We start from the raw sequence: 26,908 nt of genomic DNA on the forward strand, positions 1-26,908 counted from the left end.
GCCGGTGGACAATATCCGGATGGACGATGTCGTGCCCGCCTCCCCGCTCCCCTCCCTCGGCGAGATCGATGCGGGACTCCGCGTCGTCGCCCTGCCGCTGCGCACCCGCTTCCGCGGCGTCGACCACCGCGAGATCGCGCTCGTGCGCGGCCCGGAGGGCTGGACGGAGTTCTCACCCTTCCTCGAGTACGGCGCCGAAGAGTCTGCCGTCTGGCTCCGCGCCGCGATCGACTACGGCTGGAGCGAGCAGCCCGCCGCGCTCCGGGACCGCATCCCCGTCAATGCGACGGTCCCGGCCGTCGCGCCCGACGAGGTCGCAGCGGTACTCGAGAGCTACCACGGCTGCCGTACCGCGAAGGTGAAGGTCGCCGAGCGCGGCCAGACACTCGCCGACGATGTGGCGCGGGTCGTCGAGGTGCGCCGCCTGCTCGGCCCGGAGGGACGCCTCCGCGTGGACGCGAACGGCGGCTGGAACCTGGATGAGGCGGAGCACGCCGTCCACGCCCTCGCCGAATCCGATCTCGAGTACGTCGAGCAGCCGTGCGCGAGCGTCGATGAACTGGCCGAGCTGAGATATCGCGTGAAGTACATGGGCATCCCGATCGCCGCCGACGAGAGCGTCCGGAAGGCCGCGGATCCGCTCGCGGTCTCTCGGGCGGGCGCTGCGGACCTGCTGGTGGTGAAGGCGCAGCCCCTCGGTGGCACCCGGCGTGCGCTCGCGATCGTCGCCGAGGCCGGCCTGCCCGCGGTCGTCTCCAGTGCGATCGACAGCTCGGTCGGACTCGCGATGGGCGCTGCCCTCGCCGCAGCTCTCCCCGAGCTGCCCTTCGACTGCGGCCTCGGCACGGCCTCCCTGCTCGCGGCGGACGTGACGGAGCGGCCGCTGCGGCCGGTCGACGGCGGCATCCCCGTCGGCCGCGTCGAGGTCTCGGAGGCGCTCCTGGCTCGGTACGCGGTGTCGCCGGAGCGCCTCGCCTGGTGGCGTGCTCGGCTCCGCGACGCTCACGCGCTGCTCTGAGGGCCGGTGTCGGACGCCGTAGCGGGCGAGCGGCAGAATGGATTCACCGACCGCCGCGCTGGTCCCCGGTAACGTCACCGCCGTCGCGGAGGCCACCGCCTGGCACGATCTGACAGCCGCGACCGAGGTCGTCGCGGCCGACGGGGACCTCACGCTCGTGCCGCTGGACTCAACGAGGCGCCACCTGATGCCGGAGGAGCACCGCCCCGTGCTGCTCTCGTCGTCCGACCCGCTCGCCCGGGCTGTCGGGCAGGCGCTGGACTACTGCTTCGACTGTCACGTGGGCGGTTTCCCCGCACGTCCGGCCTCGCCGTCTCCCCCCTCATCCGGCCACCGAGACCTCGATCAGCACGCTCCGGCGAACCACCCCGCCCCGCCCGACCGCGAACCGAAGCCCTCCACCGAGCGAAAAACGTCTCCCTCATTGGTCGGCGGGGCCTGGTGGGGCCGTCGGGCGTAGCAGCGCTACGGTCGTCGCCGACAACGCCGCGAGCGGCCCCACCAGGCCCCGCCGATTACATGCCGGTGTCGAGGCCGGAGTAGGCGTGGAGCCCCTTGAAGAACACATTGACGACGCCGAAGTTGAACATGACGGCGGCGAAGCCGACGATGGCGAGCCAGGCGGAGGGGGTACCACGCCAGCCGCGGGTGGCGCGGGCGTGGATGTAGCCGGCGTAGATGGTCCAGATGATGAAGGTCCAGACCTCCTTGGTGTCCCACCCCCAGTAGCGGCCCCAGGCCTTCTCGGCCCAGACGGCGCCGGCGATGAGGGTGAAGGTCCAGAGGATGAAGCCGATGATCGTGACGCGGTAGGCGAGGTTCTCGAGTGTGGCGGAGCTGGGCAGTGTGCGCAGGAAGCTCAGGAGGGAGCGGGGGCTGTCGCCGGCCGTTTCGCGGCGGGCCTGGAGGAGCTGGGTGACCGAGAGCGCGAAGCCGAGGGCGAAGAACGCGGTGCCGAGGATGGCGACGAGCACGTGGATCACGAGCCAGTACGACTGGAGTGCCGGCGGGAGCGGGACGACGGCGACGTAGTAGTTGACGGTCGCGACTCCGAGGAGCACCAGGACGAGTCCGGTGATGAACGCGCCGAGGAAGCGGAGGTCCCAGCGCAGCTGCACCACGAGGAAGACGCCGATGATGATGAGCGTCCCGGTCATCGAGAACTCGTACATGTTCGCCCACGGGACGCGTCCTGCGGCGACGCCGCGGAGGACGGTTGCGGCGAGGTGCAGCACGAAGGCGAGGAGGGTGAGGGAGAACCCGATGCGCAGGGTCGTGGAGCGCTCGGGGGCTCGGTGGACCTCGTCCTCGACTCGGGTGCCGATGCGGGAGAGGGTCGCGGTGCGTCCGGAGGCGATGGTGGCCTTACCGCTGGCGCCGCGATCGGCGGCGGCCGCGGAAGCGACGCGCTCCGCTTCCTGCACGACCTCATTCGACTCGCCGTCGGCCAGGGAGGCGCGACGAGCGAGGTCGATCGCGAAGAAGACGAACGCCATCGCGTAGATACCCATGGCGGAGGAGAGGCACAGCACCGAATACTGCGAGAGGGTCGCGATCACCTCCCCAGGCTAATCGCTCGCGGCCTCCCCCGCCCCTTCGCGGTTGCACAGACTCGGTCCCTGCCCAGCCGCGAGCGCCTGTGGAGGAGGATGTGACCTCCCGCCCGGAGGGACGCTCAGTCGAGCGGCGCGTGCCGATCGGCGACCGTCCGCACGGCGCGCACGAGCTGCGGATCCTCGCCGCGGGCGAGCCCGGCGTATTCGAGGAGCAGCCCGCCGTCCTCCTGCCTCGTCGCCTTCACCCACACGCGGCGGCGCGGCACGAACAGCGAGGTGAGCAGGCCCGCGAGCACAAGGATCGCGAAAAGCAGCACCCAGCCCTGGGTCGCGTCGTGGTGGATGTCGAAGGAGGCGAAGCGCTTCACGCTGTCGGTGCCGATGCGCGTCGGGTCAGCGCCCGTGTTCTCGAAGGTCACGCTGCCGAGCCCGTTCGGGAGCTCGGCCGTGTCACCGGGCTTGAGCGTGATCGGCGCGACTCCGGTGGTACCGCCGGTGAGCCGGGTCAACGAGTCCGTGTTGAGCACGTAAACGGAGGTCGGCACTCCCCTGTCGAGGCCGAGGTCGCCCGCGAAGACGTTCAACGAGAGAACGGGGTACTGCAGGTCGGGGAAGATCGAGGTCGACGCCCCGGAGGCCAGAGTGTCCTCCGTCGGGTAGAAGAAGCCGGTGAGGCCCAACTGCTCCGAGAGCCCGTCCGGCACCTTGACCACTCCGACCGAGGTGAGATTGGCATCCTGCGGGAGGAAGGGCACGGAGTCGGTGAAGATCGCGCGGCCGGAGGGATCGCGGACGGTGATCGTCGGGGCGTAGCCGTTGCCGAGCAGGTAGACGTTGGTGCCGCCGATGCCGAGCGGGTCGTTCACCTTGATGGTGCGCCCCTCGGTGGCCCCGCCGCGTTCGGACGTCGTGACGTTCGCCGTGAAGTCGACAGGCTGGCCGAGCGCCGACTGGTTCTGCTCCTCGTACCTCACGTCGAGGCTGTCGAGGGTCAGCTGGTACGGGTCGAGCTGGCTGGAGTCGAAGAAGCGGCCGGGGTTGAACGAGTCGTAGGCCGCGAGGTTGTTGGCGAAGCCCTGCGAGCCCTCGACCAGCACCCGCTGCCCGCTGTAGCCGAACCCGCCTCCGACGCCGACGGCGACGAGGATGCCGACCAGAGCGGAGTGGAAGACCAGGTTGCCCGTCTCGCGGAGGTAGCCGCGCTCGGCCGAGACACTCGACCACCGGCCTCGCGGGTCGTTGTAGCGCTCGACGCGGTAGCCCGCGCGACGCAACACCGCGTGGGCGGAGGCGACGGCGTCCTCCTCTGTCGCGCCCTCCACCTCGCGGATGGTGTAACCGGCGAGGCGCTGCAGGCGCGCGGGGGTGCGCGGCGGCCGCGAGCGCATCGCCTGGAAGTGGTGGCGGGTGCGCGGGACGATGCAGCCGATCAACGAGATGAACAGCAGCAGGTAGATGCTCGAGAACCAGGCCGAGGTGTAGGTGTCGAACGCCTGCACCTTATCGAGCACGGGCGCCAGATCCGGGTTGTCAACGAAGTACTGCGTCACTCCATTGGGGTCGGAGGAGCGCTGCGGCACGAGCGATCCGGGCACCGCCGCGATCGCGAGCAGCAGCAGCAGGAACAGCGCGGTGCGCATGCTGGTGAGCTGGCGCCACATCCAGCGCAGCCACCCGGTGACGCCGAGCGCGGGCTGCGTGACGGTGCCGTCGGAGTCGTAGTGGTCAGCGGGACGGAACGACGCGTCGGTCTTCTCCTGCGTCGCCTCATCCGGGCGGCGCGTGCTCTCCCCGGACTCAGATCGCCGGCTGGAAGCCATCGATCACCGCCGAGAGGGAGCCGTAGACGAGAGTGTTCCAGATGCCCGTGACCATCAGGACTCCGATCAGGACGAGGGCGGCGCCGCCGAGGATATTGATCACGCGGATGTGGCGCTTCACGAAAGCGAGCGTGCTGGTCACCCAGCTGAAGCCGAAGGCGACGAGGAGGAAGGGGATGCCGAGTCCGAGGCAGTAGACCAGGGCGAGGAGCGCGCCGCGCCAGGGCGAGCCGACGCCATAGCTGAGGGCGAGGATCGAACTCAGCGTCGGGCCGAGGCAGGGCGTCCAGCCGACCCCGAAGACAATGCCGAGCAGCGGCGCCCCGATCAGCCCGGTCGCGGGGCGGATGCCCGGGCGGAGTGTGCGCTGCAAGAACGAGAACTGCCCGATGAAGACCAGCCCCATCGCGATCACGACGAGGCCGAGGACGCGGGTGATCAGGTCGGTGTACTGCGTCAACCAGAAGCCGACCGTACCCGCCGCCGCTCCGTACAGCACGAAGACGAGCGAGAAGCCGAGCACGAACAGCAGCACGCCGAGGACGACCCGGCGGCGGCCGCGGGCGGCGCGCTCGTCGGCGTCGGTGAAGCCGCCGACGTAGGCGAGGTAGCCGGGCACCAGTGGGAGGACGCAGGGCGACGCGAACGACACCAGTCCGGCCAGCAACGCGATCGGCACGGCCAGCAGAAGCTGTCCGCTGAGGACGATCTCGCCCACGCCGCTACTCTCCCTCGGCGAGAGTGTCGCCCACGAGCGTCGAGAGGATGGACGCCTCCTGAAGCTGGCCCAGGATGCGCGACGCGACGCGGCCCTCCTTGTCGAGGACGAGCGTCGTGGGAACGGCGTTGGGCGGGACGGTGCCGGTGAAGGCGAGCTGCACCGAGGAGTCGGTATCGACGATCGAGGGGTAGCCGAGCCCGAAGGTCTCGGCGAAGGCAGCCGCGGTGGGCGCCTGGTCGCGCACGTTGACGCCGACGAACGAGACGCCCTTGTCGGCGAAATCGGTGTTCACCGTACCGAGGTCGGCCGCCTCGGCGCGGCACGGGGCGCAGCTGGCGTACCAGAAGTTGACGACGACGACCCGCCCGACGAGATCGGCGGACTCGATGCTGGCACCGGTCTCGTCAGTACCCGAGAAAACGATGGGATCGTCGCGGTCAGCGACGGCGATCTCCGTGACGGTGCCGTCGCCCGAGATGTAGCCCTTGTTGCTGCCGTTGCGGTACTGCTCGGCGAGCGGATCCTTGGTGCAGCCCGTCAGCGCGAGCGCGGCGACCAGCGCGACGGCACCCGCGGCACGCAGGCGCTTCGTCCGCCGCATCAGACGGCTCCGACATCGGTGGCCAGGCCCTGCAGGCCGGCGGCGGGGTCGGCGTAGCCGACTTCGATGAAGCCATCGCCGCGGCGTTCGAGCGTGGTGATGCTCGACAGGGAGCAGCGGCGCTTGCGCGGATCGTGGAACAGACGCTCGCCCGCGAGGGCGCGGTGCACGGTCCAAATGGGGAGCTGGTGGCTGACGATCGCGGCGTCGCCCTCGGCGGTGCTCTCCCACGCCGACTCGATCGCGGCGTACATCCGCGCCGAGATGGAAAGGTAGGGCTCGCCCCAGCTGGGCTCGAAGGGGTTGCGGAGCCACGGCCAGTGCTGGGGGTTCCGCAGGGCGGAGTTGCGGGCGGAGAGAGACGTGCCCTCGAAGAGGTTGCTCGGCTCGATCACGCGCTCATCAGTACGGATCAGGAGTTCGAACGCCTGTGAGATCGGCTGAGCTGACTCCTGCGTGCGCTGGAGGGGCGAGGCGATCAGCGCAGTGATCGGACGCTTGCGCTCGAGCAGATCGTCGGCGGCGGAGCGGGCCATGCGGTGGCCGAGATCCGAGAGCCGGAAGTTCGGGAGTCGCCCGTAGAGGACCCGGTCGGGGTTGAACACCTCGCCGTGCCGCACGAGATGGATCTGATCGGCAACCACGAGCGTCAAGTGTACGGAACGCGGCGTGGGGGCGCGCCGGGAAAGGGTCGCCTGGGCCGCTCCCGAGCGGCGGCTCACCGGCGCGCAGACACCGCCGCCGAAAGCCCCCGCACGAGAGGTCCAGGCAGGTGCCGCACGAGCGCCATCGGGATGGCGAACCGCCACGACGGCACCGAGACCACCACCCCGCGCGCGACGTCGCGGAGGAACTCCTCCACCACTGCATCGGCGTCGAGCCAGAGGAAGGAAGGGATGGAGGAGGTGTCCATCGCCGCCCGCTCGTGGAACTCGGTGCGCACCCAGCCCGGGCAGAGCGCGGCCGAGCGGACGCCGGTCCCGCGCAACTCGACGGCCAGCGACTGCGCGAACGCGGTCGCCCACGCCTTCACCGCGGAGTAGGGGCCGAGATGCACGAAGCCCGCGACACTCGACACGGTGAGAATCGCGCCGCGGCCTCGTGCCGTCATCGCCTCCGCGGCCGCGCCCGAGAGCACAGCGACCGCGCGCACCATCACCTCGAACGCGTGGTCCTGCGCGGCGACGTTCGGCTCGGAGAACGTCCCGTCGATCCCGAAGCCGGCGTTGTTGACGAGGACGCGGACGGGCCGCGCCGGGTCGACGAGCCGTGCGCGCACGTGCTCCACCTGCCCGCGGTCGCCGAGGTCGGCAGGCAGGACCTCGACGGCTGCGGCGCCGAGCGCGTGCAGGCCCGCCGCCGCCTCCCGGAGGCGCTGCTCGCTGCGGGCGACGAGGACGAGGCTCCAGCCGCGGCGCGCGAACGCCCGAGCGAAGGCGAGCCCGATGCCGGAGGACGCGCCGGTGATCAGTGCGGTGCTCATGCTGCGACGCTACCCGCCGCCGCTCGACCAGACGGGGCCCGTGCGATTCGCAGGAGAACGTGCGATTCGCAGGAGAACGTGCGATTCGCAGGAGAACGTGCGATTCGCAGGAGAACGTGCGATTCGCAGGGGATCGACCCGCCTCCGGTGGGATCGTCGAGCAGAATCGCGACCGGAGCGCGGATCCCCTGCAGATCGCACCGTCCCCTGCAGATCACACCCCGGCCGCGTCGACCCGCGCCCGGTCGCCGACCCCGCGCCCGCCCTACAGCCCGCGAGTAGACTCCCCTACCGTGACCGACGAGACCCGCCTCCCCCGAACCACCGTCAAGAAGCTCGCTGCGCTCGAGGACGGACCCGTCCGCGTCTCCGGCTGGGTCGAGACCGTGCGCGACCAGAAGAAGGTGCAGTTCGTCGTCCTGCGCGACGAGTCCGGCGCCGTTCAGCTGGTGAATCCGGCCGTGCGCGAGGCAGTCGCGGGCGATGACGCGTCGGCCGAGCGCCTCGCGATCACCGAGGCGATCTCGGGCCTGGCCCAGGGATCCTTCGTCACCGTCACGGGCGCGCTCAAGCACGACGAGCGCGTCAAGCTCGGCGGCATCGAGGTCAAGCTGGAGACCCTGGAGGTCGTCACCGCCTCGATCCCCGAGGCGCCGATCGCGCCCGACTCGGGCATCGACAAGCGGATGGACTGGCGCTTCCTCGACCTGCGCCGCCCCGAGCAGAACCTGATCGCCCGCGTGCAGACCACCTTCGAGCACGCACTGCGCACCTACTGGATCGAGCACGACTTCATCGAGATCCACACTCCGAAGCTCATGGCGAGCGCCTCGGAGTCGCGGGCCGAGCTCTTCGAGGTCGAGTATTTCGAGACGAAGGCGTACCTCTCGCAGAGCCCGCAGTTCTTCAAGCAGATGGCGCAGCCGGCGGGCTTCGGCAGGGTCTTCGAGGTCGGGCCCGCCTTCCGTGCCGACCCGAGCTTCACCTCCCGGCACGCGACCGAATTCACGAGTGTCGACGCCGAGGTCTCCTGGATCGACTCGCACGAGGATGTCATGGAGCTGCACGAGCAGCTGATGGTCGCCGGCCTCACCGCCGTCGTCGAGAAGCACGGCGCCGAGGTGAAGGCGCTCTTCGACATCGACCTGACGGTCCCGACGACACCGTTCCCGCGCATTCCGCTCGCGGAGGCCAAGCGGATCGTCGCCGAGCGCGGCTACGAGGTGCCCCGCGCCGACGACGACATGGACCCGGAGGGTGAGCGCCGCATCGCGGCGTATGTGCAGGAGGAGTTCGGGCACGACTTCGTGTTCCTCACCGACTACGCGTCGAGCATCCGGCCCTTCTACCACATGCGCCGCGAGGGCGACGGGACGATCACCAACAGCTACGACCTCATCTACAACGGCGTCGAGATCTCGACCGGAGCGCAGCGCGAGCACCGCGTCGACGTCCTGATCGAGCAAGCGCGCGATAAGGGGCTCGACCCCGAGGAGATCGAGTTCTACCTCGACTTCTTCCGCTATGGAGTCCCGCCGCACGGCGGCTTCGGCATGGGTCTTTCGCGCGTGATCATGCTGATGCTCAACCAGGCGAACCTCCGCGAGGTCACCTACCTCTTCCGCGGCCCGACCCGCCTGCTGCCCTAGGCAGCATCGACCGAGGGAACCCCGACCCGTCGAGACCGCCAGATGTGATGTCTCAGGACATGGGTGACGGTTGTGTCTCGGGACATGGGTGACGGTTGGTGTCTCGGGACATCGGTGACGGTGTGTGGGTGGCCATGAAGCCGCGGGGTTTGCCGTTGCCGATGTAGCGGGTGCCTTTGGGGGGTCGGGGGAAGGTCCCGAGGTGGGTGCCGTGGGCGTCGGTGACGGTGATGGCGTCGAGGTTCCAGGTGACGTGGACGGTCGTTCTGGCGTGGGCTTTGCCGATTTTGACGTGGGTGCTGGCCACTCCGATGACGCCGTTCGCGGTGACGGTTCTGGTCGCGGTTCCCGAGGTGTTCGTGAGCGGCTGGGGAAGGTCGGGGGCGGGAGCGGGTCGGGGCGGTTCGATGGGGTCGGTCGCGTTCCATGCCTGTTGCGGGGTGATCCGGCCGGGAAGGGCTTGGTGTCCGCGCTGGGTGTTGTAGATGTCATCGAACTCATCGACCTGCGTCTGTAGCTGGTCGAGGGTTGCGGCGAGGGGCTGTTTGTCGAGCCAACGGAACAGGGTCTGGTGGAAGCGTTCGTTCTTGCCCTGCGTGGTTGGTTTCCCGGGTTTCCCGGTGATCGCTTCGACGCCCAGCGCGGTGACGTAGTCGACGAGTTGGCCGCGGACGCCGCGCCGGGTCGGGTTCAGCGCGGCACCGTTATCGGAGAGGAGTTTCCGGGGTACTCCGCGCGCAGCGATCCCTTTGCGGACCACGGCCAGCGCGCCTTCCGTGGTTTCACCGGACGCGACGTGGGAGGCGACAGCGACGCGAGAGTGGTCATCGATGAGTTGGAAGATCACACACGTCCGGCCGCCCGTGAGCGCGTATTGGGTGGCGTCGAGTTGCCAGAGGCAGTTCGGCGCCGGATACACGAATCGGCGATACGCGGAACGGGGCTTCTTCTTCGGCTCGGGCACGATCACTCCGGCCGCCTGGAACGCTCGCGCGAGGGCTGCCCGCGACGGCGCTGCAAGACCCAGCTGCACCATCCGGTCGTGGACGCTGATCGGACCGTGGTCCAGCCCTGACTGCTCCAGCGATGCCCGCACGCGAATCGCTTGCTCGATCACAGCTTCCCCTGTTCTCGTGGGCGATGTCCGGGGTCGACGCGAGCGCGGGGCGAGCGCCTGGACCGGGCCCTCGTCCCGAGCATGCGCGCGGATGAGCCTGTCAAGTTGTGTGTGTAAGTGCGTGGTCCTCGGGGGTTTAGAGGTAGCGGTGGATTCGTTCGGGAAACGCGATCGAGAGCTGCTCGAGAGCCTTCTTCCAATTCGTGACGACTTGTCCTTCGACGAGGCGTCCCTCAGCTCGACGTTCGGCGGCGGGGCGTCCTCGGTCGCGGGCTCGGTCGCGGGCGCGTTTGTCTTCGATGTCGCAGATCGCGAGCCAGAGCAGCTTGATCACGGCCGCGTCGTTGGGGAAGTGTCCGCGGTTCTTCGTGACTTTGCGCAGCTGGAAGTTCAGCGACTCGATCGCGTTGGTCGTATAGATCACCCGGCGCACCTCGGGCGGGAACGCGAGGAACGGCGTGAACCGCTCCCACGCGCTCTCGAACACCGCTGCCGCGTGCGGGTTCGCGCGCCCCAGCTCTGACGTCGTGAACGCCTCCAGCGCGGTCCTGGCGGCGTCCGCGGTCGGCGCTTGATAGACCGGCTTCAATGCGGCGGCGACGGCCTTGCGCTGCCCGTAGGCGACGAACCGCACGGCATTGCGGATCAGGTGCACGACGCAGGTCTGGACCATCGAGTCCGGCCAGGTCGCCTCGATCGCTTCCGGGAACCCCGTCAGCCCGTCGCAGCAGACGATGAGCACGTCACGGACGCCGCGGTTCGCGAGTTCCGCGCAGACCGACGCCCAGAACTTCGCGCCCTCGGCCTGCTGGACCCAGATCCCGAGAACATGCTTGATGCCGTCCATGTCAACGCCGACCGCGAGGTGCGCGGCCTTGTTGCGCACGTGCCCGCCGTCGCGGACCTTCACGATCAGAGCGTCGAGGTAGATCACCGGATAGAACGCCTCCAACGGCCGCGACTGCCAGGCGAGGACCTCGTCGGAGATCTCATCGACGATCTTCGAGATCGTCTCGCGCGAGAGCTCCGTGCCCACCGTCGCGGCGAGGTGATGCTCGATATCGCGGACAGTCATCCCACCGGCATACAGCGACACGATCATCTCGTCCAACTGCGACAACCGCCGGCTGCCCGTCGGGACCAGCCGAGGCGTGAACGTTCCCTTGCGATCCCGCGGGATCCGCAGCTCAACGTCGCCGACGTTCGTGGCGACGGTCTTCGGGAACGACCCGTTCCGGGAGTTCTCGTGAAACGCCGCGTCCGGGTCGCCCTTCTCGTATCCGACGTGCTCGGTCAGCTCCGTCTGCAACCCCCGCTCGAGCCCGGACTTGATCAGCTGCTGGATCAGCCCTCCAGCGCCCTCCAACTCGATCTCGCCCGCGTCGATCTTCGCGAACAGGTCATCCATCACGCCCGACTCGACCAAACGCGCAGCGCCCGCCTCCTGGGTCCTGCGCCGCGCTTCACGTGACACCCTATCGATAGCCAACAGAGTCATTCCTTCCATCAGGAGGCCCACTCCTTACACACACCATCAGACACGCTCGCGCGGATCGCGTAAAACGATTTCCGGCTGATCCCGCACTCCGCGCAGAACGCTGTCACCGCGCCCCGCGGAGCGTCCTGTGGCCACTGAACGATAGCGAGACGAACGGACGAGGAGATCGGGGTGACAGCAGCCATCCCACGATCACGACCGAAAGAACCGTCACCACCAAATCCGCCAAACCGTCACCGATGTCCTGAGACAGAACCGTCACCCATGTCCCGAGACTTCACAGTCGAGACCGCCAGAAACACCTGGTTCCCTCGACGGTTCAGGGTTCCCTCGCGTCAACGGCGGAGGCGACTACCGCGAGGCCGGTCAGTCGCCCTGCGTGTGCGTCAGCGGTCCACCGATGAAGAGATCGGTGTTCTGTCGACGGCGGCGCAGCACGAACAGGACGACTGCGCAGGCGACGAGCGATGCGGCGACGGCGCCGCCGCCGATCATCAGCGCGGTGGTCGGCGTGATGCCGGCCGGTCCGGCCGAGGCGACCGTGGTGATGAACGTATTGCGCGCCGCGCTGATAGCGGTGCCGCAGACCTGCTGCGCCTCCCACGGCGCGGCCGTGGCGCCGCTGGGGCGGTACGAGAGCGTCACGGCCGCCGTGCGGTGCGACTCGCGGCCGAAGGCGACCATGCAGTAGACGGAGGGATCCGGATCGGCGACGACCGTCTCGCCCAGGGCCAGCTCGGCCCAGCCGAGGGAATCGGTCTGGACGGCGACGTCTCCCGCGGCCAGATCGGCGCGGTCGCCCGTCGTTCGGAAGGCACCCACGGCGACCTCCTCGTCCGGCTCGAAGCCCCAGACCGCGCCGCGCGGCGCCTCCGTGCTGCCGTCGCCGAGGTCGCGAGGCTCGAGCAGGAGGCCGTTACCGGAGGAGGTCGCGAGCCGGAAACCGACCTTGGCGAAGGAGCCCCGGTCACCGCTGAGGTCGACGGTGAAGGCTCCAGACTTGGTGATCAGCGCGGTCGGAATGGTGGCGGTGCCGCTCCCGGCCTCGAGCGTCACTGGTGTCTTGGTGCCGTTCGGATCGCGGAGGACCGCCGAGACGCTCTCGCCACTCGCGAAACCGGTGTACGAGAAGCCGACGCCGTAGAAGCGAGCGAGCTCGACGGTGAGCGACTCCGGATCGACATCGGTCGCGCGCGTGAGGAACACGGAGGCCGAGGCGACTCCGGCCGCCGCGGGCTGCGCGCCCTCGGTGGAGCTGGCGAGCGCGGTGCGTCCCGGGGCGGAGGCGGTGGGAGCGGCGCTGCCCGCGTCGGCGGAGGCGGTGCCGCCGGACGTGGTGGTGCCGCTGGCGGTGCCGCCGGACGTGGTGGTGCCCGAGGTACCACTGCCGGAGGTGGTACCACTGCCGGAGGTGGTACCACTGCCGGAGGTGGTGCCGCCCGAGCCGCCCTGCTGACCGCCGCCCGTCGTTCCGCCCGTGGAGGGCCGGCTCGTCTGCACAGGCGCCGGCTGCTCGGGTTGGACGGGTGCCGGATCGACGGGCGCGGGCTGGACCGGTGCCGGATCGACGGGCGCGGGGTCCTGAGGCGCGGGATCGACGGGGGCGGGCTGCTCCGGCTCCGTCGGCCCCTCGGGCACGCCGGGCACGGGCTGCTCCTCGGGCACTCCGGGGATCGGATCGGAGCTGCCGTCTCCCGGCTCCTCGGGGTCCTCGGGCACTCCCGGGACCGTCGTCCCAGCAGGCTGCTCGACGGTGGTCGAGACCGTCGAGCCGGAGGGCGCCGCGACCGCCGCACCGGGCAGGGCCAGACCGAGGACGAGCGCCGCGAGAGCGAGAACGGGCAGGGCGAGTCGGCGGGGTGACGACATGGCGGGTCCTTCCTCCGCGGGCGACGATCTGCGTCCGCGCACGGAGGAATGCGCTCCCCCCGTAACGAGGGTACGGGCCAGAGGCGAGCTATCGCGAGGATTCCTGTCCCCCATCAGAGGTACGTCGCAGCCGCGCTCCCCTCCGCTCAGCTCAGCGGACGCTCACCCGATTGCACGCAACGCCCGGCGCAGACGCTCCGGATCCACCCGCCAGAACGTGTGCACGCGCCCGTCGATCAGCACCACCGGGATCTCCTCCATATAGCGCTCGTGCAGCTCCGAGTCATCGAGGATCGACACCTCCGAGACGGCCACCGCGACCTCGTCGCCCAGGTCGGCCAGGACCTGCTCGATAACGGTCCGTGCGTCGTCGCAGAGATGACAGCCCGGCTTACCCACGAGCGTCAGCTCCACGTCCACCATACGGTCAGTGTACGGCGACGGCTCCGAGAGGTACGCAGACGCAGACGAGCGCCCGACCCCGGAAGGGCGGACGCTCGAGACGGAAGAGGCGCGAGCCTACTTCTTGTTGCGACGCTGGTGGCGAGTCTTGCGAAGCAGCTTGCGGTGCTTCTTCTTCGCCATACGCTTGCGACGCTTCTTGATGACAGAACCCACGAAGACCTCACAACGTTCAGGGGGTCGACCGCCCGACGGGCGGCCGCTTACGAAAAACTGGCTCCCGCGAGCTTACACGACGCAGCGCCGGGCAAGTCCCGGCCCGTCGCGCCCATCACTTGCGCAGGCGCAACGCCTCCGCCACCTTCGTCGCACCCTCGCTGACCCCGCGCTGAATGTCCTGCACCACCGTGCTGACCTGGTGCGTCCGCTCGGCGAGGGCACGGCCCAGCGACTCCGCTCGGGCCGCGGTCGGGGCGTCAAGCAGCGCGCCGGCCGCCTCGTCTTCGGCGAGGAAGGGCAGCAGCCAGTCCTCCACATCCGCCAGCGGCCCGTACTCGAGCGTATAAAAGCGGTGCTGGCCGCTCTCGCGCACTGTCACGAGCCCGGACTCGCGCAGCACCTTGAGGTGTTTCGAGACGGTGGGCTGACTCAGTTCGAGACGCGCAACGATCCGCGAGACACTCATGCCCTCGGTTGCGCCCTCGCGCCGCTGCTCGAGCAGCAGGGCGAGGATGTCGCGGCGCGTGCCGTCCGCGATCACCCCGAAGATGTCAGCCATGCCCCCAGGCTAGTCAGCGCCGCGGTCACGCGGCACCGAGCGGGTAGCATGGCCGCGATCGAGTGGAGGATCCGCCGTGGTGGTTCGGCAGCAGTTCCGCAGCCCCGTGGGCGTCTCGCCCGTCTCCCCCTGGTCGGGATTCGAGCGGGCCCGCGACCTGATCGACGACTTCGCCGGACGCTCACCGTCCCGCTTCGCGATCCTCATCTTCTCGGCACTCGTGCTCGTGTTCACCCTGCTGTTCTCGCTCCCCGTGTCGAGCACCACCGACACCGTCACTCCGCTGCACGACGCCTTCTTCACCGCGATGTCGGTGATCTGCGTGACCGGGCTCGCGACGGTGGACATGGCGACGCACTGGTCGGCGTTCGGGCACTCGATCATCTTCATCGGCGTCAATATCGGTGCGCTCGGTGTCCTGACCCTCGCCTCGATCATGGGCCTGGCGATCTCACGCCGCCTCGGACTGCGCGCGAAGCTCATGGTCGCCAGCGACTCCAACCCGCTGCGGATCCACTCTGGGCCGGTCGCCGAGGGCCAGGCCGTGCGCCTGGGCGAGATCGGCGGCCTGCTCGCCACCGTCGCGATCAGCGCCGCCGCGATCGAAATCGTCGTCGCGCTGCTGCTGTTCCCGCGGATGCTGATCGACGGCATCCCGATCGGCGAGGCCGTCTGGCACTCCTTCTACTACTCTGCAATGGCCTTCACCAACACCGGCTTCGCGCCCAACGCCGCGGGCCTGACACCGTTCGAGGACGACTACTGGTTTCTGGGGATCCTGATGGTCGGCGTTTTCCTCGGCGCCATCGGTTTCCCTGTGATCTACGCCTTCTCGCGCGGCTGGAGACGCCCGCGCAAGTGGTCGGTGCACGTCAAGCTGACGCTGGTCACCTCCGTGATCCTGCTCGTGGCCGGCGCAGTCCTCTACATCGTGCTCGAGTTCGACAACCCGAAGACCTTCGGCAGCTTGGACGCGGGAGACACCGTCTTCCAGTCCTTCTTCCTCTCGACGATGACGCGCTCGGGCGGGTTCTCGACGATCTCGGTGCCCGACCTCAACGGGTCCAGCCTGCTCGTGACCGACATGCTGATGTTCATCGGCGGCGGGTCGGCCTCGACCGCGGGCGGGATCAAGGTCACCACCCTCGCGATCCTGTTCCTGGCCGCCTTCGCCGAGGCGCGCGGCAACAACGATATGGAGGCATTCGGGCGTCGGATCCCCAACGACGTGTTGCGCCTGGCCGTCTCGGTCGTCCTGTGGGGAGCGACGACGGTCGCCGTGTCCTCGGTCCTGATCCTGCACATCACGAAGGCCTCGCTCGATCACGTGCTCTTCGACGTCATCTCCGCCTTCGCCACCTCCGGACTGTCGACAGGGCTGACGGCCGAGCTGCCGCCGTCCGGGGCGTACATCCTGGCGCTGACGATGTTCATGGGCCGCGTTGGTACCGTGACTCTCGCCGCTGCGCTCGCCGCCAGCCAGCGGAGGCAGTTGTTCAGACGACCGGAAGAGAGGCCCATCGTTGGTTGACCGCATCAGGTACGACGCCCCGGTGCTGGTGATCGGCCTTGGGCGCTTCGGAGCAGCCACGGCCGGCCAGCTCGACCGTCTCGACCGCGAGGTCCTCGCCATCGACGCCGACGCCGGGCTCGTGCAGAAGTGGTCGGAGCGGGTCACCCACGCGGTGCAGGCTGACGCACGCTCCCTTGACGCTCTCGCGCAGATCGGCGCGCAGGACTTCCAGGTCGCCGTCGTCGCGGTCGGCTCCTCGATCGAGGCCTCCGTGCTGATCACCGCGAACCTCGTCGACCTCAAGATCCCGCAGATCTGGGCGAAAGCGATCTCGCGCTCGCACGGCAAGATCCTCGAGCGGATCGGCGCGAACCACGTGATCTACCCCGAGGCGGAGGCGGGCGAGCGCGTGGCGCACCTGGTCTCGGGGCGCATGCTCGATTTCATCGAGTTCGACGACGACTTCGTGCTCGCGAAGATGTACCCGCCCAAGCCGATCCGCGGTCTCACCCTCACCGAGTCGGGCGTGCGCCGCAAGCACCGCGTCACCGTCGTCGGCGTCAAGAGCCCCGGCAAGCCGTTCACCTACGCGACCGAGCAGACCGTCGTCTCCAACCACGACCTCATCGTCGTCAGCGGCACCCCCAGCGACATCGAGCGCTTCGCCGCCCTCGGCTCCTAGCCCCCTCCCCTCCCCCTCCGCGAGATGCCACTTACGCACGCCTCCTCCGGCGTGTCGCCCTCACAAGTGGCATCTCGCGGGGAGGGGCGGAGGGCAAAGGAGCGGGGTCAGGAGGCGGCGAGCTCGCGGGCGCGGGCCAGGGCGGCGTCGGTCGCGCGGGTGAAGAGCGCGGCGAGGTCCGCCTCCTGCAGGACCGCGACGGCCCGCTCGGTGGTGCCCTTCGGGCTCGTAACACGGCGGCGCAGCTCAGCGGGCTCCTCGCCGGAGTGGGCGAGCAACTCGACGGCGCCGCGGAACGTGCCGATCACCAGAGTCGACGCCTGCTCCGACGTGAAGCCCTTCGCGAGCGCGGCGGCGATCAGCTCCTCGATCAGCAGGAACACGTAGGCCGGCCCTGATCCCGAGAGTGTCGAGAGCGCGTCGAGCTGCGACTCCGGCACCTCGACCACCTCGCCGACCGTCTCGAACAGGCGGCGCACGAGCGCCAGGTCCTCGTCGCTCGACCGAGTTCCCGCGCTGAGTCCCGTGACGGCACGGCCGACGACCGCGGGAGTGTTCGGCATCGAGCGGAGCACGGCAACCGACGCGGGAAGGTGCCGCTCGAACGTCGCCACCGTCACTCCGGCCGCGACGCTGACCACCACGGCGCCCGGAGCGAGCGCGTCCGCAATGTCGTCGAGCAGATCGGGCACCAGGTGCGGCTTGACGGCCACGAGCACGATCGCCGCACCCTCGACCGCGCGCCGGTTGGCCTCGGTGTCGTCGCCGGTGGCGAACGCGGTGACCACGGGGTGGCCGTCCCAGGCGGCGGCCTTCGCGGAGTCGCGGTTGGTCACCCGCACGCCCCCCTCGACGCGCACGCCGGGATCCAGCAGGCCCGTCAGGATCGCGCCCCCCATCGAGCCGAGGCCGAGGACGGCGATGGACGGGAGCAGCACGGGCGCATCGATCACGCCGCTCATCCTACGAACAGCCCCGCGAGCAAGGGGGTCCGGGGCCGGTCCGGGCCTCGTAGGATGGCCCGACCATCCAGCGGCGAGCCCGAGGAGACCACGTGAGCGCATCCGGAGGCGGCACCGCGATCATCGCGGCACTCGCGGCCAACCTCGGCATCGCTCTGACGAAGTTCATCGCCTGGTTCTTCTCCGGATCCGCCTCGATGCTGGCGGAGGGGGTGCATTCGCTCGCCGACTCCGCCAACCAGCTGCTCCTGCTGCTCGGCGGCCGTCGATCCAGGAGAGTCGCCGACGAGGAGCACCCGTTCGGCTACGGACGCGAGCGCTACGTCTACGCCTTCGTCGTCTCGATCATCCTGTTCTCGGTCGGCGGCGTCTTCTCGCTGTACGAGGGCATCGAGAAGATCGCCGAGCCGCACGAGCTCGACAACGCCTGGCTGCCGATCCTGGTCCTGGTGATCTCGATCTGCCTCGAGGGCTACTCCTTGCGCACCGGAGTGAAGGAGTCGAACCGGGTCCGCGGCTCGCAGTCGTGGCTCCCGTTCATCCGCCGCGCGAAGGCGCCCGAGCTGCCGGTCGTGCTACTCGAGGACGTCGCCGCGCTCACCGGCCTGACGTTCGCGCTGCTCGGAGTCGGGCTGAGCGTGATCACGGGCGATTCGGTCTACGACGCGATCGGCACGATCATGATCGGCACCCTGTTGATCGTGGTGGCGATCGTCCTCGGCGTCGAGACGAAGAGCCTCGTGGTCGGCGAGGGGGCGACTTCCGCCAACGTCGCTTCGATCCGCGCCGCGCTCGAGGCTGGGCACGATGTCGAGCGCGTGATCCACATGCGCACCCTGCACCTCGGGCCCGACGAGATCCTCGTCGCCGCGAAACTCGCGTTCCCGGCCGCCGACACCCTCGGGCACGTCGCCGCCGGGATCGACGCGGCGGAGCAGCGCGTCCGCGAGGCGGTCCCCGCGGCGACGACGATCTACCTCGAACCGGACGTCGACCTCGGGCGGACGGCGACGGTGCCGTCCCGACCGGCCGAGTCGAGCGCCGCGACTCCGACCGCCGCGCCGCCGGCTGCCACCGCGCCGGCACCGCACGAGAGCGCCTGACGTGCGGCGGGCACTGGCGATCGTCAACGAGCGCGGTGCCGGGCTCGGCGCGCTCGAGCCGATGCTGACGGCCGAGGGCTTCGTGGTCGACGCCATCGCCGGGACGGATCTCGACGCGATCGACATCCTCGCCCCCGACCTGGTCATCACGCTCGGCTCCAGCGCCGGCGTCTACGAGACCTCGCGACACCCCTTCATCAACCCCGAGATCGCCCTCCTGCAGGACCGGCTGCACCACCGCCGTCCCACCCTCGGCGTCTGCTTCGGTGCGCAACTGATCGCGTCGGCCCTCGGTGAGTCAGTGCACCCCGGAGCGACCCGCGAGGTCGGCTTCCGCTCCATCGTGCTCACGGAGGCGGGCGCGCGCTCCCCGCTGCGCCACCTCGCCACTGTCGACGTCATGCAGTGGCACGGCGACACCTTCGCTCTGCCGCTCGGAGCCGCACTGCTGGCCTCGTCGCCGGCGGGCGAGGTGGAGGCGTTCGCGGTCGAGGACTGGCTGCTCGCCGTGCAGTTCCACCCGGAGCTGACCGGCGCGATGGCGGCGCAGTGGCTCGAGGGCGACGGGGAGTATGCGGGAGCGGCGGGCTACGACGCGGCAGTTCTCGCTGGCGACCTCGCGGTCGGCCGGTTCGAGCGGATGCACGCGGCGACGCGGCTCGCACTCGCCGAGTGGCTGCGCGCTCCGAGCGGAGGGCGGTCGCCGTCAGCGGCGCGAGGCGAAGAAGTCGAGCAGTAGCCGCGAGCTCTCCTCGGCACGCACCCCGGGGTATACCTCGACCACGTGATTGTGCCGGCGGTCGCGGAGGAGGTCGTGCACCGATCCCGACGCCCCGGCCTTCTCATCCCATGCTCCGAACACGACCCGCTCGATCCGTGCCGCGAGGATCGCACCTGCGCAGAGCACACACGGCTCCAGGGTGACCACCAGTGTGCAGCCCTCGAGATGCCAGTCGCCCCGAGCCTGGGCCGCCGCGCGGATCGCGACCACCTCGGCATGGGCCGTCGGGTCCCGGCGCAACTCCCGCTCGTTGCGCCCGAGCCCGAGCACGGCGCCCTCCGAGTCCAGCACCACCGCGCCCACCGGGACGTCTCCCCAACCGCAGGCCCGACGCGCCTCGTCGAGAGCCAGGCCCATCCACTCGTCGGAGTGCGGGGGGACGCGCAGATCGCTGTCGCGCATCGCTCCCCCCTCCCGCGGTCGCTGCCCCGCTCGGGCCGGTCGGTACGACCGCGGCCAGTAGATTGAGCTTATGCGCGTCCACGTAGCCGACCACCCGCTGATCACCCACAAGCTCACCGTGCTTCGTGACAAGCGCACTCCCTCCCCTACTTTCCGTCAGCTCGCCGAAGAGCTGATGACGCTCCTCGCCTACGAAGCCACCCGCGGCGTCCGCACCCGCACCGTCACCATCGACACTCCTGTGACGCAGACCACCGGCCTCGCGCTCAGCGACCCGCAGCCGCTCGTCGTCCCGATCCTCCGCGCAGGTCTCGGCATGCTCGAGGGCATGGTCAAGCTGATCCCGACCGCCGAGGTCGGCTTCCTGGGCATGGCGCGCAATGAGGAAACCCTCGAGCCGACCACGTACGCCGAGCGACTGCCCGAGGACCTGTCGAATCGGCAGTGCTTCGTCCTGGACCCGATGCTCGCGACCGGCGGCTCGCTCATTGCCGCCATCCAGTTCCTCTTCGACCGCGGGGCCGTGGATGTCACCGCCGTCTGCCTCCTCGCCGCCCCCGAGGGTCTGGCCGCCGTCGAGAAGGCCTTCGGCGACCGCGACGTGACCATCGTCCTCGGCTCCCTCGACGAGAAGCTCAACGAGCTCGGCTACATCGTGCCGGGCTTGGGTGACGCGGGCGACCGCCTCTACGGTCTGGCGGGCTGACCCCGCGGGCTGCGGAGCCCGCGTCAGGCACCTTCCGCTCGAGCGGCCCGGGCCCCGGTTCCCCTCGCCCAGCCCTGAGCCGCGTTCCGCGCCAGATCGATCGCTGTCCTCCGTGCGTCTCTATTCTCGTGACATTCACTCACGAAGGAGGCGCGATGGAGTTCCGTTTCGACGACGCGACGGCCGACGACCTGGCGAAGACTCTGCGCAACGCCAGCGATTCGCTGAGGGATCACGGAGTCGCCTGGAGCGGCGCGATGGGCACGGCCGTAGAGCACTTCACCGGCCCGTACGCCGATCTGTTCCGCACCGCCTGCATCGTCGGCTCCGAGAACCGGGTCGGCCTCTCCCGGTCGCTCTGGGACCTGGCCGACCGTATCTGCGAGACGTCGTACGCCGCTCAGAAGGAGCGGGCTCGCATCGCCGCACTCGAGGCCTGGAACGTGCGCGAGGCCGAGCGGGAGCAGCGCCGACGTTCTCATCCGCTCGCCGGCCTCGGCGTCCAGCCCGACGAGGGGATGCTGGTCGATCCGCGTCCGTCCGAGGACCGGATTCCTGCGCCGGTCATCAACGCCGGCTTCGCGATCCAGGAGCCGCCGCGAACGACGACGCAGCATTCGGGCCCACTCGGGCACGGCAGGACCTCCGCCGACCCGGACGATCTCGTCGTCTACGCATCGACGGCGCGGGCGTTCGGCGCGCTGATGCAGGAGCGGCTGACCAGCGTCCGCGCCTCCTGGGCGTCTTTCACGGACGCGTGCTCCTGGGTCCCGATCGAGAACTGCACCTTCCTGAACGCCTTCGAGCGCTTCGTGACCGTGAACGGCGAGGAGGCCAGTTGGGTCGAGGCGATCGCCGACGCATTCCGCGCGGCCGGGGGTGGTTCGCTCTCCTCGCCGGGTCTCGATCTCGCTCGAACCCGGTTCGCTCCCCCCACCGATCAGGCGCTGCGCGCCATCCTCGCGTCCGTCCCCGCGGGAGACCTCGCGGCGATGCTCGCGGCGTCGCCCGCTCTGGCCGCGCAGATCCAGAGAATGCCACCCGCCGTCGTACACGAGTGGTGGCAGAGCCTTGACCCCGCAGCCGACTCTGTCGATCCGTTCTCGTCCCGCCAGCACGAGCTGCTGACGGCGCTGCCGCTGGTGATCGGGAATCTCGAGGGCATTCCCTACGGTGCCCGGTCGGTGGCGAACGCGTTCCGCCTCGAGGCGGAGCTCGCGAGCCTGACCGCCGAGCGGGACGCCCTGCGCGCGATCACTCCGGGCACGGGCAGTGCCGACGCTGTGGGGCCGGCTCTCGCGGACATCGAGCGACGACTCGCCGTCCTCGCGAACATTCACGATTCCCTGGCGTCGTTCGAAGGCCGGAACCCCAGGTTCCTGATCTCGCTGACCGACGACGACCCGCCCCTGGCCGCGGTCTCGATCGGCGACCTCGACACCGCGACCGACGTCACCTACGCGGTCCCCGGGATGGGGCAGACGACCGCGACGACGACCGACTGGACGAGAGCCTCGCAGAACCTGCAGTCGCTGCTGCCGCCGGGGCACGCGGTCGTCGCCTGGATCGGCTACGAGACGCCGCCCAATCCGATCGGCGTCGACCTGGACATGTCGGTGCTCACTACGGACGACGCGGTCGCAGGCGCCACCCGCCTCGCCGCCGCTCTCGGCGGACTCGCCGCCGTCCGCGGGGACTCGATCCCCCACCCGAACGTCGTCGCGCACTCCTACGGCAGCACCGTCGCCGCCGTCGCGGCGACCCGACCGGACGTGCAGCTCGGCTCCCTGATCACCCTCGGCTCCGCGGGGCTCCCCGACTCTGTCGACAACGCATCCGATCTTCACGCCGACGGCGTCTACGCCGGCCAGGGCCGCCCCAAGTTCCCCGGAGAGAACAGCAGCGGCGACGAGCTGGCCTATGTGGGACGGGGGGGCGAGTGAGGATCACCATGTGAATCCCGTCCTGCCGGGGTTCGGAGCCCACGTCTTCGGAGTCGAGAACGGTGGCGACAACGGTCGGCCGGTCTCGGCCCACGGGGCGGTGGAGAGCGATACGGGCGACAGGGCGGGGTACTTCGACGTGAAAACGGAGTCACTCAACAACGTTGCCCGGATCTTGCGAGGCGATCTGGACTCCGTGACTGACTACGTGCCGCTGGGGCCCACAGAGTTGCAGAAACGGGTAGGAGAGCTTGTTGATGGCGACTAAAGCTGAGAGAAGAAGTGGCATCGTTGCAACGGGCGGGCTCGCCGTCGTCCTGCTCCTGACGTCAGCCTGCGCAGCCGAGAATCCGGAGGAACCGACACCGATGACCACCACGACACCTACCGAGGGACGAGCTTCGATTATCGCGTTCGTTAAAGACACCACCCAGCAGCTCGACATCACGGGCTGGTGGCCCAAGTCCGGCGGCGCGGCACCCGACAGCTGCGGACTCGGCGGCGGAGAGAAAGGAGCCAGCTACAGCTTCGACCATTGGGCGCCCCGCGAAACCGATCCCGCCGGCGACGCCCGAAAGGTTGCCACCTACTGGGAATCCCTCGGCATGAGCGTCCGCATCGCCGACTCCACCCCCTGGCCCACCGTCTACGGAGAAGGCGGCCCCGTCCTCCGCGCCGACTTCGACACCCATTCCGCCGAAGACACCTATCGGGTCGGCGCCGTCGCGCGCTGCGCGCCCGGCGACGCCATCGCCCTGCTCAAGGAGGACAACGCGCAACGCGCCGCCGGAATCGTCGTCCCCGGAGACGAAGGCACCATCCCCCGCTGGGACCCGAAGAAGAAATACACCCTCGAGCCCGTCGCACCCGCGGAACCCGCAGGATGACGCGTACATCGGCGCTGGCGACAGCCGTCGCGATGCATCGCGGCGCGCCGCCTCCGCGCACGGACGTGTTGACGCACGGCACCAGCCTGGGCTTTACTGTCGAGCATGACTGACACCCTGCACGCCCTGACCTCCCTCGAGGCCTCCGGGAATGCCGGCATGATGATGGCCGGTGGCCCCGTCATGTGCTGTCGAATGTGTGCATGAGGAACTGACCTCGCCGGATCCCCGCATCGCCTCCGCCCGCTGATCCTCTCGATCAGCTGAGCGTCGCAGGCGCGGACGATCCCCTGGATGCCCTGCATCCGTCTCTGCCGTTACCGCGCTTCGCGGATCGGCTCGATCGCGCACACCCGGATCCGCCCCCACGGACACTCGTCCCGGATCCGACCAGCCAAGGACTCGTCATGACCCTCCTCCACCCCCGCACCGTCCCCACCACCGCCACCACAGGCGCTCCCCGCCTCCAGCCAGTCGGCGACCCCCCCGCCGCACCCCGCCTCCGCGCCGTCCCCCAGGGGACGGAGGCCCGCGGATTCGCCCTCTACGTCGGCATTGACGAAGCCAAGGCCCGCGCCGCCGGAGTCGACCTCGGCCGCCTGGTCGACGAGCTCAAGCGCATTACGGCCCAACTCGCGCCCGACGCCGAAACCTACGCCTCCGTTGCTCTCGCCCCGCAGGGCGTCGGCGGCCGTGACGTCGACGTCGTCCGCCTCGCGCTCCAGGATCCGGCCGCCGTTGCCAAGCGCCGCGCGGACGCCGAACCCGACCTCGATCGGGCGCCCGGCGGAGTCGTCATCGACATCTCGCGCAAGCGCGTGATCCTCGACGACGAGACCACCGCCCTGACGTACAAGGAGTTCGAGCTTCTCCAGTACCTCGTGCTCCGCGAGGGCCGCACCATCGAGCGCGCCGAGCTCATCGCCTCGCTCTGGGGCGCTGCCGACGACGACGCTCCGAACGAGCGCACTATCGACGTCCATGTCCGTCGGCTCCGGGCCAAGCTCGGCCGCTACGAGGAGATTGTCCGCACCGTCCGCGGCGTCGGCTACCGCTTCGATCGCCACGCGGACGTCGCCATCCGCTACGCGTCGACGCCGTCGCCAGATCTGTTCTGACGCGACCCCGGCGCGGCGGGCAGCTACTGGAGGGGCTCAGAGAGCTCCCAGCAAACAGGTGGTTGCGCCGTTACCCGGCCGTTATATAGTTCAGATGCGTCAACCGTTTGCTGTGGCGGAGAAGCGCGAAAAGTGATTGCAGGACACTCTTGGTGCAAGGGAAGGAAGGCCGGCCGCTCGCCTCAGCGGTCGGCCTTCTGTCGTTCCCGGGCGACCATCTCCTCCTCAGCTGCGCCTGAATGCCCGCGGCGTAGGCTGTATGGCGTCTGGATGTCAGGGAACCGCTTCCTTGGCGCGACGAAGGAGGACCAGTGGGGTCGAGAGAGGCCGTCGCTGCGTGGGAGGCGCTCTTCCGCGCCCAGGTCCACGTGATGCGTGCCCTGAGCACCGAGTTCCCCTCGCGGGAGATCTCGATGAATGAGTACGACGTCCTCTTCAACCTCACTCGTCAGCCCGAGCGGCGCGCACGCCTGCGCGACCTGAACCGGCACGTCCTGCTGACCCAGCCCAGCGTCAGTCGGCTGATCGACCGGCTCGCCGCCCGCGGCTGCGTGGAGAAGAGCGAAGACCCGGCGGATGCGCGCGGCACGATCATCACCATCACCGACGAGGGCTACGCGCTCTTCCGGCGCGTCGCGCTCACCCACATGACGACCATCTCGGAGCAGGTCGGTGGTGCACTCAACGAGGACGAGCTGCGGCAGCTGACCGCGCTCTGCGACAAGCTCCGCGACGGCATCGCCACCTCCTGATCCGCCTCGCTAGCACGGGCTGCAGCGCCCGACCAGGTCTTCGCCGGGGCGCGGGATTCGCGGATCATGGGGGTCATCATGAGTGACGCCTCCCCCACCCTCGTCTGGCTCCGCGACGATCTGCGCCTGGCCGACAACCCCGCCCTGCGCGCCGCGGTCGACCGGGGCGGCGAGGTCGCGGTCTGCTACGTGCTCGACGAAGAGTCGGCGGGGATCCGGCCACTCGGGGGCGCTGCCCGCTGGTGGCTGCACGGCAGTCTCGCAGCCCTCGCCGCCGACCTGCAGGAGCACGGAGCGACGCTGATCCTGCGCCGAGGACCGGCGGAGGCCGTCATCCTGCAGCTCGCCGACGAGATCGGTGCCGGAGCCGTGCACTGGAATCGTCGCTACGGAAAGGCCGAACGCACCGTCGACGCGGCGGTGAAGGAGTCGCTCCGCGACGGCGGACGCGAGGCCGAGAGCCACCAGGGCTCCCTGCTGTTCGAGCCGTGGACGGTGCAGACCGGCGCGGGCGGCCCCTACTCCGTCTACACGCCCTTCGCGCGCGCCTGCCGCGCCAAGCAGACGCCGCGCGCGCCGCTGCCCCGCCCGCGCTCGCTCGAGGGCTACGCAGGCGACGTCGCCTCCGACTCCCTCGACGACTGGGAGCTGCTGCCCACGCACCCCGACTGGGCCCAGGGCCTGCGCGAACGCTGGACGCCCGGCGAGAAGGCGGCGACCGACCGGCTGCGCGCCTTCCTCGCCGAGCAGCTCGACGACTACGCCGAGGGACGCGACCAGCCCGCCGAGGACGCCACCTCGAATCTCTCGCCGCACCTGCGCTGGGGCGAGGTCAGTCCGTTCCAGGTGTGGCACGCGCTGGAGGAGGCGCACGCGAAGGGGCTGCACCGCGGCGATGGGAGTGACCGGTTCCTGTCCGAGGTGCTCTGGCGGGAGTTCTGCTACCACCTGCTGTTCCACTGGCCGGACCTGGCGACCGCGAACTTCGACACCCGATTCGACTCGTTCCCGTGGGGCCGCCCCGGCGAAGAGGCGATCGACGCCTGGCATCAGGGCCGCACCGGCTACCCGCTGGTCGATGCCGGAATGCGCGAGCTCTGGCGCACCGGGTACATGCACAACCGCGTTCGGATGGTGACCGCGTCGTTCCTGATCAAGAATCTGCTGGTCGACTGGCGGGTGGGCGAGGACTGGTTCTGGGACACACTCGTCGACGCGGATCCGGCCAGTAATGCCGCGAACTGGCAATGGGTGGCGGGCTCCGGAGCCGACGCGTCGCCGTTCTTCCGAGTCTTCAACCCGGTCACCCAGTCGAAGAAGTTCGATCCGGCCGGGGTGTACATCCGCCACAATGTGCCCGAACTGGGCGAGGTGGAGGGCGCCGCCGTGCACGAGCCGTGGACGCTCGAGGACACGCTCGCTGGCGGTCCTGACGCCTACCCTGCACCGATCGTCGACCTGAAGGAGACACGGGCTTACGCGCTCGACGCTTTCGCTCAGATCAAGGGGGCTCCACGCGACATCACGCCGCGCGGAGGCGACTGATC

28 protein-coding genes and 1 pseudogene are annotated in these 26,908 nt (G+C 69.7%); 14 read left to right on the forward strand and 15 right to left on the reverse strand.

What is annotated here, in order from left to right:
* Positions 1–19: 19 nt before the first annotated feature.
* Both A6122_RS12280 and A6122_RS12285 read left to right on the forward strand, forming a co-directional pair.
* Positions 20–1,018, forward strand: a complete 999-nt coding sequence (locus A6122_RS12280; RefSeq protein ID WP_068255385.1) for an o-succinylbenzoate synthase — start codon at positions 20–22, stop codon at positions 1,016–1,018.
* A gap of 37 nt (positions 1,019–1,055) precedes the next feature.
* Entirely contained in the window at positions 1,056–1,478 is a 423-nt protein-coding gene (locus A6122_RS12285; RefSeq protein ID WP_068255387.1) for a nucleoside hydrolase, read from the forward strand.
* Positions 1,479–1,533: 55 nt separating this feature from the next.
* Here A6122_RS12285 and ccsB read toward each other — a convergent pair whose 3' ends face one another.
* The 6 genes from ccsB to A6122_RS12315 all read right to left on the reverse strand — a co-directional run bounded on the left by ccsB (position 1,534) and on the right by A6122_RS12315 (position 7,199).
* Positions 1,534–2,529 carry a c-type cytochrome biogenesis protein CcsB gene (gene ccsB, locus A6122_RS12290; protein WP_068257625.1) on the reverse strand — a complete coding sequence of 332 codons (996 nt, stop codon included), beginning with the start codon at positions 2,527–2,529 and terminating at the stop codon, positions 1,534–1,536.
* A gap of 164 nt (positions 2,530–2,693) precedes the next feature.
* Positions 2,694–4,394: a cytochrome c biogenesis protein ResB gene (resB, locus tag A6122_RS12295; protein WP_084416033.1), complete on the reverse strand. Its 1,701-nt coding sequence runs from the start codon at positions 4,392–4,394 to the stop codon at positions 2,694–2,696.
* Positions 4,372–5,112 carry a cytochrome c biogenesis CcdA family protein gene (locus A6122_RS12300; RefSeq protein WP_068255388.1) on the reverse strand — a complete coding sequence of 247 codons (741 nt, stop codon included), beginning with the start codon at positions 5,110–5,112 and terminating at the stop codon, positions 4,372–4,374. The genes resB and A6122_RS12300 overlap by 23 nt, the downstream gene beginning before the upstream one ends.
* A 4-nt stretch (positions 5,113–5,116) precedes the next feature.
* A complete protein-coding gene (locus A6122_RS12305) occupies positions 5,117–5,716 on the reverse strand; it encodes a TlpA family protein disulfide reductase (protein WP_068255390.1) in 600 nt (199 codons plus the stop codon).
* Positions 5,716–6,360, reverse strand: coding sequence for a histidine phosphatase family protein (locus A6122_RS12310; protein ID WP_068255393.1), 645 nt, complete (start codon positions 6,358–6,360; stop codon positions 5,716–5,718). The genes A6122_RS12305 and A6122_RS12310 overlap by 1 nt, the downstream gene beginning before the upstream one ends.
* Positions 6,361–6,434: 74 nt before the next feature.
* Complete coding sequence (locus A6122_RS12315; RefSeq protein WP_068255395.1) at positions 6,435–7,199, reverse strand: SDR family NAD(P)-dependent oxidoreductase; 765 nt, start codon at positions 7,197–7,199, stop codon at positions 6,435–6,437.
* Positions 7,200–7,492: 293 nt separating this feature from the next.
* Here A6122_RS12315 and aspS point away from each other — a divergent pair, with 293 nt between their 5' ends.
* Positions 7,493–8,848: an aspartate--tRNA(Asn) ligase gene (aspS, locus tag A6122_RS12320; protein ID WP_068255397.1), complete on the forward strand. Its 1,356-nt coding sequence runs from the start codon at positions 7,493–7,495 to the stop codon at positions 8,846–8,848.
* Between the two features lie 52 nt (positions 8,849–8,900).
* Here the strand turns inward: aspS and A6122_RS12325 are convergent, their stop codons facing one another.
* The 7 genes and pseudogenes from A6122_RS12325 to A6122_RS12345 all read right to left on the reverse strand — a co-directional run bounded on the left by A6122_RS12325 (position 8,901) and on the right by A6122_RS12345 (position 14,512).
* Positions 8,901–9,965, reverse strand: coding sequence for an integrase core domain-containing protein (locus A6122_RS12325; protein ID WP_157593817.1), 1,065 nt, complete (start codon positions 9,963–9,965; stop codon positions 8,901–8,903).
* Between the two features lie 136 nt (positions 9,966–10,101).
* Entirely contained in the window at positions 10,102–11,373 is a 1,272-nt protein-coding gene (locus A6122_RS12330) for an IS256 family transposase (RefSeq protein ID WP_418320007.1), read from the reverse strand.
* Positions 11,374–11,513: 140 nt separating this feature from the next.
* Positions 11,514–11,648 (reverse strand): annotated as a pseudogene (locus A6122_RS16690) (IS481 family transposase); the annotation flags it as partial.
* Between the two features lie 181 nt (positions 11,649–11,829).
* The gene (locus A6122_RS12335; RefSeq protein WP_068255403.1) at positions 11,830–13,332 is read right to left on the reverse strand and encodes a hypothetical protein; all 1,503 of its coding nucleotides are present in this window, start codon (positions 13,330–13,332) and stop codon (positions 11,830–11,832) included.
* 162 nt (positions 13,333–13,494) lie between these two features.
* A complete protein-coding gene (locus A6122_RS12340; protein WP_068255406.1) occupies positions 13,495–13,755 on the reverse strand; it encodes a glutaredoxin family protein in 261 nt (86 codons plus the stop codon).
* A gap of 96 nt (positions 13,756–13,851) precedes the next feature.
* A complete protein-coding gene (locus A6122_RS16035) occupies positions 13,852–13,950 on the reverse strand; it encodes a 30S ribosomal protein bS22 (protein WP_003792170.1) in 99 nt (32 codons plus the stop codon).
* A 115-nt stretch (positions 13,951–14,065) separates the two neighbouring features.
* A complete protein-coding gene (locus tag A6122_RS12345; protein WP_068255408.1) occupies positions 14,066–14,512 on the reverse strand; it encodes an ArsR/SmtB family transcription factor in 447 nt (148 codons plus the stop codon).
* Between the two features lie 157 nt (positions 14,513–14,669).
* Between A6122_RS12345 and A6122_RS12350 the strand changes: the two genes are divergently transcribed.
* A complete protein-coding gene (locus A6122_RS12350; RefSeq protein WP_237358282.1) occupies positions 14,670–16,043 on the forward strand; it encodes a TrkH family potassium uptake protein in 1,374 nt (457 codons plus the stop codon).
* Positions 16,036–16,707 carry a potassium channel family protein gene (locus A6122_RS12355; RefSeq protein ID WP_068255410.1) on the forward strand — a complete coding sequence of 224 codons (672 nt, stop codon included), beginning with the start codon at positions 16,036–16,038 and terminating at the stop codon, positions 16,705–16,707. Before A6122_RS12350 ends, A6122_RS12355 begins: the two co-directional genes overlap by 8 nt.
* 107 nt (positions 16,708–16,814) lie before the next feature.
* On the opposite strand, the gene proC is transcribed toward A6122_RS12355, so the two are convergent.
* On the reverse strand, positions 16,815–17,669 hold the full coding sequence (gene proC, locus A6122_RS12360) for a pyrroline-5-carboxylate reductase (RefSeq protein ID WP_068255413.1): 855 nt from the start codon (positions 17,667–17,669) through the stop codon (positions 16,815–16,817).
* A 92-nt stretch (positions 17,670–17,761) separates the two neighbouring features.
* Between proC and A6122_RS12365 the strand changes: the two genes are divergently transcribed.
* Together A6122_RS12365 and A6122_RS12370 are read left to right on the forward strand one after the other, a co-directional pair.
* Positions 17,762–18,772 (forward strand): cation diffusion facilitator family transporter, encoded by a 1,011-nt coding sequence (locus tag A6122_RS12365; protein WP_084416034.1) that lies wholly within the window; start codon positions 17,762–17,764, stop codon positions 18,770–18,772.
* Between the two features lies 1 nt (position 18,773).
* On the forward strand, positions 18,774–19,511 hold the full coding sequence (locus tag A6122_RS12370) for a glutamine amidotransferase-related protein (protein WP_068255416.1): 738 nt from the start codon (positions 18,774–18,776) through the stop codon (positions 19,509–19,511).
* Here A6122_RS12370 and A6122_RS12375 read toward each other — a convergent pair.
* Positions 19,479–19,955, reverse strand: coding sequence for a nucleoside deaminase (locus tag A6122_RS12375; protein ID WP_068255418.1), 477 nt, complete (start codon positions 19,953–19,955; stop codon positions 19,479–19,481). The genes A6122_RS12370 and A6122_RS12375 overlap by 33 nt on opposite strands.
* A 70-nt stretch (positions 19,956–20,025) precedes the next feature.
* Between A6122_RS12375 and upp the strand changes: the two genes are divergently transcribed.
* The 7 genes from upp to A6122_RS12410 all read left to right on the forward strand — a co-directional run bounded on the left by upp (position 20,026) and on the right by A6122_RS12410 (position 26,906).
* Positions 20,026–20,661: a uracil phosphoribosyltransferase gene (gene upp / locus A6122_RS12380; protein WP_068255419.1), complete on the forward strand. Its 636-nt coding sequence runs from the start codon at positions 20,026–20,028 to the stop codon at positions 20,659–20,661.
* Between the two features lie 155 nt (positions 20,662–20,816).
* On the forward strand, positions 20,817–22,604 hold the full coding sequence (locus A6122_RS12385; RefSeq protein ID WP_068255420.1) for an alpha/beta hydrolase: 1,788 nt from the start codon (positions 20,817–20,819) through the stop codon (positions 22,602–22,604).
* Between the two features lie 10 nt (positions 22,605–22,614).
* Positions 22,615–22,872 carry a hypothetical protein gene (locus tag A6122_RS12390; RefSeq protein WP_146085016.1) on the forward strand — a complete coding sequence of 86 codons (258 nt, stop codon included), beginning with the start codon at positions 22,615–22,617 and terminating at the stop codon, positions 22,870–22,872.
* A 100-nt stretch (positions 22,873–22,972) separates the two neighbouring features.
* Positions 22,973–23,491 carry a hypothetical protein gene (locus tag A6122_RS12395; protein WP_068255429.1) on the forward strand — a complete coding sequence of 173 codons (519 nt, stop codon included), beginning with the start codon at positions 22,973–22,975 and terminating at the stop codon, positions 23,489–23,491.
* 407 nt (positions 23,492–23,898) lie between these two features.
* Positions 23,899–24,609 carry a winged helix-turn-helix domain-containing protein gene (locus A6122_RS12400; protein WP_068255431.1) on the forward strand — a complete coding sequence of 237 codons (711 nt, stop codon included), beginning with the start codon at positions 23,899–23,901 and terminating at the stop codon, positions 24,607–24,609.
* A 371-nt stretch (positions 24,610–24,980) separates the two neighbouring features.
* A complete protein-coding gene (locus A6122_RS12405; protein WP_084416207.1) occupies positions 24,981–25,361 on the forward strand; it encodes a MarR family winged helix-turn-helix transcriptional regulator in 381 nt (126 codons plus the stop codon).
* A gap of 78 nt (positions 25,362–25,439) precedes the next feature.
* Entirely contained in the window at positions 25,440–26,906 is a 1,467-nt protein-coding gene (locus A6122_RS12410) for a cryptochrome/photolyase family protein (protein ID WP_068257632.1), read from the forward strand.
* The last annotated feature ends 2 nt before the right edge of the window (positions 26,907–26,908 follow it).

This window comes from Rathayibacter tritici (assembly GCF_001641005.1).
Lineage (GTDB): Bacteria > Actinomycetota > Actinomycetes > Actinomycetales > Microbacteriaceae > Rathayibacter > Rathayibacter tritici.

Bases quoted from the DNA above. Each gene is read 5' to 3' on its own strand.
- A6122_RS12280 (WP_068255385.1), top strand. From the start codon at position 20: ATGGACGATGTCGTGCCCGCCTCCCCGCTCCCCTCCCTCGGCGAGATC.
- A6122_RS12285 (WP_068255387.1), top strand. From the start codon at position 1,056: ATGGATTCACCGACCGCCGCGCTGGTCCCCGGTAACGTCACCGCCGTC.
- ccsB (WP_068257625.1), bottom strand. From the start codon at position 2,529: ATGGGTATCTACGCGATGGCGTTCGTCTTCTTCGCGATCGACCTCGCT.
- resB (WP_084416033.1), bottom strand. From the start codon at position 4,394: ATGGCTTCCAGCCGGCGATCTGAGTCCGGGGAGAGCACGCGCCGCCCG.
- A6122_RS12305 (WP_068255390.1), bottom strand. From the start codon at position 5,716: ATGCGGCGGACGAAGCGCCTGCGTGCCGCGGGTGCCGTCGCGCTGGTC.
- A6122_RS12315 (WP_068255395.1), bottom strand. From the start codon at position 7,199: ATGAGCACCGCACTGATCACCGGCGCGTCCTCCGGCATCGGGCTCGCC.
- A6122_RS12330 (WP_418320007.1), bottom strand. From the start codon at position 11,373: ATGGATGACCTGTTCGCGAAGATCGACGCGGGCGAGATCGAGTTGGAG.
- A6122_RS12335 (WP_068255403.1), bottom strand. From the start codon at position 13,332: ATGTCGTCACCCCGCCGACTCGCCCTGCCCGTTCTCGCTCTCGCGGCG.
- A6122_RS12340 (WP_068255406.1), bottom strand. From the start codon at position 13,755: ATGGTGGACGTGGAGCTGACGCTCGTGGGTAAGCCGGGCTGTCATCTC.
- A6122_RS12345 (WP_068255408.1), bottom strand. From the start codon at position 14,512: ATGGCTGACATCTTCGGGGTGATCGCGGACGGCACGCGCCGCGACATC.
- proC (WP_068255413.1), bottom strand. From the start codon at position 17,669: ATGAGCGGCGTGATCGATGCGCCCGTGCTGCTCCCGTCCATCGCCGTC.
- A6122_RS12375 (WP_068255418.1), bottom strand. From the start codon at position 19,955: ATGCGCGACAGCGATCTGCGCGTCCCCCCGCACTCCGACGAGTGGATG.
- upp (WP_068255419.1), top strand. From the start codon at position 20,026: ATGCGCGTCCACGTAGCCGACCACCCGCTGATCACCCACAAGCTCACC.
- A6122_RS12385 (WP_068255420.1), top strand. From the start codon at position 20,817: ATGGAGTTCCGTTTCGACGACGCGACGGCCGACGACCTGGCGAAGACT.
- A6122_RS12395 (WP_068255429.1), top strand. From the start codon at position 22,973: ATGACCACCACGACACCTACCGAGGGACGAGCTTCGATTATCGCGTTC.
- A6122_RS12400 (WP_068255431.1), top strand. From the start codon at position 23,899: ATGACCCTCCTCCACCCCCGCACCGTCCCCACCACCGCCACCACAGGC.
- A6122_RS12405 (WP_084416207.1), top strand. From the start codon at position 24,981: ATGCGTGCCCTGAGCACCGAGTTCCCCTCGCGGGAGATCTCGATGAAT.
- A6122_RS12410 (WP_068257632.1), top strand. From the start codon at position 25,440: ATGAGTGACGCCTCCCCCACCCTCGTCTGGCTCCGCGACGATCTGCGC.